This is a genomic window from Psychrobacter sp. 78a-MNA-CIBAN-0178 (assembly GCF_040309625.1).
Taxonomy (GTDB): domain Bacteria; phylum Pseudomonadota; class Gammaproteobacteria; order Pseudomonadales; family Moraxellaceae; genus Psychrobacter; species Psychrobacter okhotskensis.
On sequence record NZ_JBEOOZ010000113.1, the window covers coordinates 1 to 279 of the forward strand.

Genomic DNA, 279 nt, shown 5'->3' on the forward strand with positions numbered 1-279 from the left:
CAAAAGAAGTACCCATAAAGTTGTGGCAGGTAAAGATGAGTACGAAGTTAAGAAAGGTCAAGATCTATACACCATTGCTAAAATGCATGACACAACATGGCAAATACTAGCGCAGCTCAATAAATCGACCATCAAAGACCCTGATAAAATAGTTCCAGGTCAATTTATTAAAGTGCCGCCAACGGGCAGTAGATTAACTGGCAAAACTAATGAGAGACCTGACTCATTAACCTCACAGACTCATTATAAAGTGAAAAAAGGTGAGACGTTATCTAGCAT

The 279-nt window shown here is 38.7% G+C and carries 1 protein-coding gene; it reads left to right on the forward strand.

The features are described from left to right. The coding region (locus AAEY80_RS14470; RefSeq protein WP_350588560.1) for a LysM peptidoglycan-binding domain-containing protein at positions 1-279 on the forward strand (279 nt) is incomplete at both ends.